This window comes from Planococcus beijingensis, from assembly GCF_016820615.1.
GTDB classification, from domain to species: domain Bacteria; phylum Bacillota; class Bacilli; order Bacillales_A; family Planococcaceae; genus Planococcus; species Planococcus notacanthi.
Window position 1 is genome coordinate 57817 of the sequence record NZ_JADHDZ010000011.1, and the last position, 7513, is coordinate 65329.

General features: G+C 47.6%; 9 protein-coding genes. All 9 read left to right on the plus strand.

What is annotated here, in order from left to right:
• The first annotated feature begins 89 nt into the window (after positions 1–89).
• The 9 genes from IRE19_RS17930 (at position 90) to IRE19_RS17970 (ending at position 7055) form a co-directional block, all read left to right on the plus strand.
• Complete coding sequence (locus IRE19_RS17930) at positions 90–938, plus strand: energy-coupling factor ABC transporter ATP-binding protein (RefSeq protein WP_191716889.1); 849 nt, start codon at positions 90–92, stop codon at positions 936–938.
• A complete protein-coding gene (locus IRE19_RS17935; protein WP_191716890.1) occupies positions 914–1786 on the plus strand; it encodes an energy-coupling factor ABC transporter ATP-binding protein in 873 nt (290 codons plus the stop codon). The genes IRE19_RS17930 and IRE19_RS17935 overlap by 25 nt, the downstream gene beginning before the upstream one ends.
• On the plus strand, positions 1783–2580 hold the full coding sequence (locus IRE19_RS17940) for an energy-coupling factor transporter transmembrane component T family protein (protein ID WP_191716891.1): 798 nt from the start codon (positions 1783–1785) through the stop codon (positions 2578–2580). Before IRE19_RS17935 ends, IRE19_RS17940 begins: the two co-directional genes overlap by 4 nt.
• An 11-nt stretch (positions 2581–2591) precedes the next feature.
• Complete coding sequence (truA, locus tag IRE19_RS17945) at positions 2592–3335, plus strand: tRNA pseudouridine(38-40) synthase TruA (protein ID WP_203341409.1); 744 nt, start codon at positions 2592–2594, stop codon at positions 3333–3335.
• 195 nt (positions 3336–3530) lie between these two features.
• The gene (rplM, locus tag IRE19_RS17950) at positions 3531–3968 is read left to right on the plus strand and encodes a 50S ribosomal protein L13 (RefSeq protein WP_191716893.1); all 438 of its coding nucleotides are present in this window, start codon (positions 3531–3533) and stop codon (positions 3966–3968) included.
• A 30-nt stretch (positions 3969–3998) separates the two neighbouring features.
• On the plus strand, positions 3999–4391 hold the full coding sequence (rpsI, locus tag IRE19_RS17955; RefSeq protein WP_058386707.1) for a 30S ribosomal protein S9: 393 nt from the start codon (positions 3999–4001) through the stop codon (positions 4389–4391).
• Positions 4392–4503: 112 nt separating this feature from the next.
• Entirely contained in the window at positions 4504–4938 is a 435-nt protein-coding gene (locus tag IRE19_RS17960) for a VOC family protein (protein WP_191716894.1), read from the plus strand.
• Positions 4939–5114: 176 nt separating this feature from the next.
• A complete protein-coding gene (locus IRE19_RS17965; RefSeq protein WP_191716895.1) occupies positions 5115–6179 on the plus strand; it encodes an Mrp/NBP35 family ATP-binding protein in 1065 nt (354 codons plus the stop codon).
• A gap of 192 nt (positions 6180–6371) precedes the next feature.
• Positions 6372–7055 carry a KinB-signaling pathway activation protein gene (locus IRE19_RS17970; RefSeq protein ID WP_203341410.1) on the plus strand — a complete coding sequence of 228 codons (684 nt, stop codon included), beginning with the start codon at positions 6372–6374 and terminating at the stop codon, positions 7053–7055.
• The last annotated feature ends 458 nt before the right edge of the window (positions 7056–7513 follow it).

The following is a 7513-nucleotide window of genomic DNA, read 5'->3' on the forward strand; positions in this document are numbered from 1 at the left end:
TTTTTTTATTTATTTACCGTTTTACAAATGCTGTTGAAAACCAGTAGAGTAGAGAAGAGCTAAGCAAGTTTCAGAGGAGGCCAGCTGAGATGAATTCGATTATATTGTCATTCGAAAATGTGACATTTACATATACGCAAGAAGACGCGTCGGTAAAACCGGCCGTGCAGGATTTATCTTTTTCGATACAGGACGGGGAATGGATCGCTTTGGTGGGCCATAACGGTTCCGGGAAATCGACAATCGCCAAATTGATGAACGGTTTATTGTTTCCGCAGACGGGAAAAGTTTCGGCGATGGGGCAATTGATGGCCGAAGAAAGCCTGTGGGATATCCGATCGCAGATGGGCATGGTTTTTCAAAATCCGGACAATCAGTTTGTTGGCGCCACGGTCCAGGACGACGTGGCATTTGCCTTGGAAAACAATGGCGTGCCGCATGAAGAAATGGTGCTGCGTGTCAAAGAATCGTTGCATCAAGTAAAGATGGAAGCTTATCTTGACCACGAACCCCACCATTTGTCGGGTGGCCAAAAACAGCGTGTGGCGATTGCCGGTGCACTTGCACTGCGTCCGCGTCTGTTGATTTTGGATGAGGCGACATCGATGCTTGATCCACAGGGGCGGATGGAAGTCATTGAAACCATCCGTGAACTGCGGGAAGCGACGGGCCTTACAGTTATCTCGATTACGCATGACTTGGAAGAGGCGGCACTTGCTGACCGCATCCTCGTCATGAACGCAGGGCAAAAGCAATTGGAAGGCACACCGGATGAAGTATTCCTATCCGGCAATGAACTGACGACGCTGGGCCTGGATTTGCCGTTTTCGATGCGCATGACGCATCTGCTTCAAGAAGCTGGAGTCCAACTTCAAGGAGAACATATGACAGAAGATGAATTGGTGGATGAGTTATGGACATTTTACTCAAGGAAGTAGGATACAGTTATGCAAAAGATACGCCTTTTGAAAAACGGGCGTTGACTAATGTCTCACTGCATATCCCTTCAGGCTCCTATACAGCCATCATCGGCCATACCGGATCCGGCAAATCGACGGTCCTTCAGCATCTTAATGCTTTGTTGAAGCCGACAGAAGGATCCGTCGTGATCGGCGAGCGGAAAATCGAAGCTGGCGTGAAGGCGAAGAATTTGCGAGATGTGCGCCGGCAGGTCGGGATCGTCTTTCAATTTCCGGAACAGCAATTGTTCGATGAAACGGTGTTGAAAGACATCATGTTCGGGCCGATGAACTATGGCGTACCGGAAGAAGAAGCAAGCCGACGGGCACATGAACTGGTTGAACAGCTTGGCTTGCCTTCAGAAGTGTTGGCGAAATCTCCGTTCGATCTGTCGGGCGGGCAAATGCGCCGTGTGGCAATTGCCGGAGTGTTGGCGATGGAACCGGATGTATTGGTGCTTGATGAACCGACGGCTGGACTTGATCCGCGTGGCCGCCGTGAAATCATGGACCTGTTCCATCAGCTGCATATCCAAAAAGGACTGACAACGGTTCTGGTGACCCACAGCATGGAAGATGCGGCGCGCTACGCAGATACTGTAGCCATTATGCATGATGGCCGCTGTGTCGTGACAGGGGATCCTGCAGAGATCTTCTCGAATGAAGAGCAATTGCGGGACTACCGGCTGGAGCCGCCGCGTACCATCCGCCTGCAGCGGAAGTTTGAAGAGAAAGCCGGCATCACATTGGATGCCATTTCACTGACGGAAGAAGCGCTGGCGAAAAACATCGCATTGGCTTTATCGGAAGGGCGTGATTCCGAATGATGGAGAAAATGATTTTTGGCCGCTTTATTCCAGGGGACTCGATTATCCACCGGATGGATCCGCGAGCGAAGATTTTATTCGTTTTTGTGTTTATCGCCATCGTTTTTATTGCCAATAGCGCAGTGACGTACGGTATTTTGCTCGGGTTCACGCTGCTGGTGGTGTTCCTGTCCAAAATTCGTCTCTATTTCCTGATCAACGGATTGAAACCGGTCTTTATTTTATTGATTTTTACCTTTTTGCTGCATATTTTCTTTACGCGTGAAGGCGATTTGTTAGTGGATATCGGTTTTATTGAGATTTACGAAGAAGGGCTGCGGCAAGGGATATTCATTTCCATCCGTTTCCTGGTCTTGGTGTTCATTACGAGCATCCTGACCTTGACGACTTCACCAATTTCCATCACCGATGGCATTGAAGTATTGCTTGGCCCATTCAAACGCGTCAAGTTGCCGGTTCATGAACTGGCATTGATGATGTCCATTTCCCTGCGCTTTATCCCGACTTTGATGGATGAGACGGGCAAGATCCTCAAGGCGCAGATGGCAAGAGGCTCAGACATTGGCTCAGGGCCGGTAAAAGAGCGCATCAAGGCGGTTGTGCCCTTGTTGATCCCGTTGTTCGTCAGCGCCTTTAAACGGGCGGAAGACCTGGCTACGGCGATGGAAGTCCGGGGTTACCGAGGCGGCGAAGGCCGAACGCGCTATCGCCAATTGGATTGGCGCTTTAAAGACAGCCTGAGCTTGCTGGTGCTGGCCGGGCTTGCGGGAATGCTTTGGTATTTCCGGGTATAAGGAGAGAAATTATGAAACGATTAAAAGCGACAATTGCCTATGACGGCTCCGGTTTTGCCGGCTATCAGATCCAGCCGGATTCACGTACGGTCCAAGTGGAATTGATGAAGGTGCTGAAAACCATCCATAAAGGCAAAGTCACCCAAGTGGTGGCGAGCGGACGGACAGATGCCAAAGTCCATGCGACCGGCCAGGTCATCCATTTTGATACGGAATTTTCCATTCCGATGAGCGGCTGGCTGAGGGCGCTGAATGTCCTGTTGCCGGAAGACATCCGGGTCAACTCGATTGAAGAAGTGGATGCATCTTTCCATGCACGCTACCATACGACCGGCAAGACCTACCGCTACAAGTGGGACCGCAGCCAGATCATCAGCCCGTTCACGCGCAACTACATGGTCCATGTCAAGCAGCCGCTTGATGTCGATGCCATGAGGGCCGCTGCACAGGCATTGATCGGCACCCATGATTTTTCAAGCTTTTGTGCGGCGAACACAGCGGTGGTTGATAAAGTCCGGACGATTTGGCGTGTGGAGTTTGAAGAGCACGGCAATGAGCTTCATATGGTGATTGAAGGTTCCGGTTTTTTATACAACATGGTCCGGATTATTGCAGGTACATTAACTGAAGTGGGCATGGGCAGACGGAAGGCCGAAGAACTCAGCGGAATCGTGGCTGCGGCTGACCGGGACGCTGCCGGGAAAACGGCTGCGGCACATGGTCTTTACCTGGAAACCGTGATGTATCAGAGCTGAAACAACTTTTCCTGGTGTTTTTAGAAAAACCCTTGACTTTTTAGCGCTGGCGTTATAACATGATGTATGGTATTTTCATTACCCCCACGATATGCCCCGGAAGGTTATTTGTGTTTAGGGATAACGAAAAAACGGAACAGCGGAACACTGTAAAATGATTTTAAAAACAGACGATTTATTAGGAGGACAATATACATGCGTACAACATTCATGGCTAAAGGTCACGAAGTAGAGCGTAAATGGTTGGTTGTCGATGCAGAAGGGCAAACTCTTGGACGTTTAGCTTCTGAAGTCGCTTCAATCCTACGCGGGAAATACAAACCAACATTCACACCAAACGTTGACACTGGTGATCACGTAATCATCATCAACGCTGAAAAGATTCACCTTACAGGTAAAAAACTTACTGACAAAATCTACTACCGCCACACACAATACACTGGTGGATTGAAACAGCGTACTGCACTTGAAATGCGCACGAAATACCCAACAAGAATGCTTGAATTGGCTATCAAAGGGATGCTTCCAAAGAACTCTCTTGGACGCCAAATGTTCAGAAAGCTACATGTATATGCTGGCCCAGAACATAACCACCAAGCACAAACACCAGAAAACTACCAACTTCGCGGATAATAAATTAGTAAATTAGAGGAGGATACACCTTTGGCACAAGTTCAATATATTGGGACAGGTCGTCGTAAAAACTCAACAGCTCGCGTACGGTTAGTACCGGGTGACGGCACAATTACAATCAACAAACGTGACGTAGCGGACTACGTTCCTTACGAAACATTACAACAAATCATCAAACAGCCACTAGTTGCTACGGATACTCTAGGAAGCTACGACATCCTAGTAAACGTAAATGGCGGTGGATTCACAGGCCAAGCCGGAGCAATCCGTCACGGTATCGCACGTGCTCTACTAACTGTAGACCCTGCATTCCGTCCTGCGTTGAAATCTGCTGGGTTGTTAACACGTGACCCACGTATGAAAGAACGTAAGAAACCAGGTCTTAAATCAGCACGTCGTGCACCTCAGTTCTCAAAACGTTAATTTCGATTTTCGTTTACAAAGCACTTTCCGAAGAAATTCGGAGAGTGCTTTTTTTATGGTCAAATAGAGGTGTAGGCGGGTAGAATAGAAGGAAATAAGGGGGAATGATGAAATGAACCGAATCAACTTGATTTGCCTTGGTGTAAAAGATATGCAGACATCGATTAAGTTTTACAGAGATGGGCTCGGCTTTGAAACGGCAGAAAAAGGAGACAATCCTGGAATTGTCTTTTTCAACTCTTCCGGTTCGAAACTGGAATTGTTTCCATTAGAGGAGTTAGCGAAAGATATCGATGAACAGAACCCGCCGGCAGGCACCGGATTTTCAGGCATCACGCTGGCATATAACGCGAAGTCCAAAGAAGAAGTGGATAGAGTGATGGACCTGGCGAGACGGGCTGGAGGGAAAGTCGTAAAAGAACCGAAGGATGTTTTCTGGGGAGGGTATTCGGGGTATTTCACAGATCCTGACGGCTATTACTGGGAAGTGGCATGGGGACCGGACTTTACGTACGATGACCACGATATGCTGATCATCAATCCGTGATCAAAGCCTGTATTCAGCTTGATTAATAAAGAGGAGAAATGCCACTGCGCCGGAGCTTTCATCCTCGCGAGAGCGGAGTGGCATATTCATTCCTTCTGATAAGACCGAATACATTAAAAATAGGATTTGCTGTGCTATACTTTATGGTGAGCAAAATTGATAGGGAGTGTATCGATATGGTAACTGAAGTACAAGTACGCGAATTACTCGGAGCATTAGAAGATCCGTTTTTACATAGATCGTTGACTGAAACGAACGGCATCACGTCCGTCACGATCAAAGAAGAGAAAAAACACGTCAGCGTGAAATTGGCAATCGCCAAAACCAACACGCCTGAACAAATGCAGCTGCAGATGAAAGTTGTCGATGTATTAAAAGGAGCGGGAGCCGGTTCTGTCGGTATCCGTTTTGAAGAACTTCCTGCTGAAGCATTGGCTCAGTTCCGTGGAACAGCAAGTGAATCTGAAGCACAGGATCTATTGTCTCCACTGAACAAAGTGGAATTCATTTCAATCGCCAGCGGTAAAGGCGGCGTCGGTAAATCGACAGTATCGGTTAACTTGGCGATTGCATTAGCGCGTCTTGGCAAAAAAGTGGGCTTGATCGATGCAGATATCTACGGATTCAGTGTACCGGATATGATGGGGATCGATAAATCGCCAGTCGTGCGCGGCGAAACGATTATTCCAGTTGAACGCTTCGGCGTGAAAGTCATCTCCATGGGCTTTTTCGTAGAAGACAATATGCCAGTTGTTTGGCGTGGCCCAATGCTCGGGAAAGTGCTTGACCAATTCTTCCGTGATGTAGAATGGGGCGATTTGGATTACCTTCTATTGGATCTGCCGCCTGGCACAGGGGATGTCGCACTCGATATCCACCAGATGCTTCCGGCTTCCAAGGAAATCGTCATTACGACACCTCACCCGACTGCAGCCTTCGTTGCAGCGCGTGCCGGAGCAATGGCGCTTCAAACTGACCACGAAGTACTGGGTGTCATCGAAAACATGTCCTGGTTCGAAAGCAAAGAAACCGGCAAGAGAGAATACTTATTCGGACAAGGCGGCGGACCAAAGCTTGCTGAAGAATTGCAGGCACCGTTGCTTGGGCAGATTCCAATGGGTCAGCCTGACTGGAATGAAGAAGACTTCGCTCCGTCAGTTTACTTGGCAGACCACCCAACAGGGAAAATCTATGAAGATATCGCGAACCAAGTTCTTAAGCAATTCGCTGATAAAAAATAATGCTTGGACAGTCCGGGGGCTTTCGGTAGCTCTCGGGCTTTTATTTTGCCGATTCGGCCATAGGATATGGCGATTCAGTAACAAAGAACCGACTTTCAAGCTTTGTTCACAATCTAAGCTGTGCGGCGAATGGATTTTTTTATAGCCGGTTGGTACAATCTTAAAAGAACTTTAAATAACGGAGGCATTCAATTGACAATACGAAATTGGGTTAAGTTTTTTTTGAAAGCACTTTTGCTTGGTGGAGCGGTAACCGGATTGCTCGGTTTGTTCGTCCGCTGGGATGATGTATTTTCGCAACTATTCAACGCCGGCCAATGGGGCGAATTTTTAGCTGGCTTTGTCTGGCTGGTTATTATTGGTCTGACGATGAGCATCATCAGCCAATTGTGTTTCTTTGCATATTTGACGGTACACCAGATAGGGATGAATATTTTCCGGACATTGCGCCTGTGGAATTGGGTTCAATTGTTGATCATCGCAGTAGTCATTACCGATTTGATTTTATTCCGCTTTGCGCCAAACGCAGAAACGACTGGCCAGGTTTGGCTGTATGGAAGCTTGTTGGCCATCTTGATTTTTACAGCGGTGGTAACAGCTTACTTCAAAGCCAAATGGACGAATAAAGAAACATTTATTTCTGCATTGTTCTTCATGATCGTCATTACAACGGTCGAATGGCTTCCGGCATTAATGGTGGAAGAAGGAAATATCGACAGTTGGGTCACCTTATTGTTGTTCCCGTTCCTGGCAGTGAATGCTTATCAGCTCCTGGTATTGCCGAAATACAATGCGCAATCGGATGTTGACCGACAGAAACTGGAAGAGCGGCGTGCCACAAGAAAAGCGCAAGCGCAGACAGCTTCCAAAAAATAAAATCATTCGTCCACTGATTTTTTTATGGTGGATGAATGATTTTTCTCTTCTTTTGAAAAGGCCTGAATTTCATCGGAAACCAATCGGCTCTAAGGGTTAGGGAGGATTAGGGCACCTGTTCTGGAGAAGAATACAGAAGGAAAAAACAGGTTTTGCAAAAAACTTTGCTGAAAGTGTTGACAGGATTCTAAACATGCTTTAATATAATAAAAGTCGCCAAGCAACAACGAACAACATAAACGAAATGGCGGCAAACAACTTGAACCTTGAAAACTGAACAGCAAAACGTCAACAAAAGACGTCACGAGCGCCTTGGCGCGAGAACGGCTTTTACGATGGTCGCCTTCGGGCGATCGGAGCATAGCCTTTGAACTTCTTGGGTTCGTGACTTAAACTACTGATCAGCTCACGCAGATCAAAGCGAACCGTGCGTCTTCGGACGGCGGTACGCCAGCAAG

Bases quoted from the DNA above. Each gene is read 5' to 3' on its own strand.
- truA (WP_203341409.1), top strand. From the start codon at position 2,592: ATGAAACGATTAAAAGCGACAATTGCCTATGACGGCTCCGGTTTTGCC.
- rplM (WP_191716893.1), top strand. From the start codon at position 3,531: ATGCGTACAACATTCATGGCTAAAGGTCACGAAGTAGAGCGTAAATGG.
- IRE19_RS17930 (WP_191716889.1), top strand. From the start codon at position 90: ATGAATTCGATTATATTGTCATTCGAAAATGTGACATTTACATATACG.
- IRE19_RS17940 (WP_191716891.1), top strand. From the start codon at position 1,783: ATGATGGAGAAAATGATTTTTGGCCGCTTTATTCCAGGGGACTCGATT.
- IRE19_RS17935 (WP_191716890.1), top strand. From the start codon at position 914: ATGGACATTTTACTCAAGGAAGTAGGATACAGTTATGCAAAAGATACG.
- IRE19_RS17965 (WP_191716895.1), top strand. From the start codon at position 5,115: ATGGTAACTGAAGTACAAGTACGCGAATTACTCGGAGCATTAGAAGAT.
- IRE19_RS17960 (WP_191716894.1), top strand. From the start codon at position 4,504: ATGAACCGAATCAACTTGATTTGCCTTGGTGTAAAAGATATGCAGACA.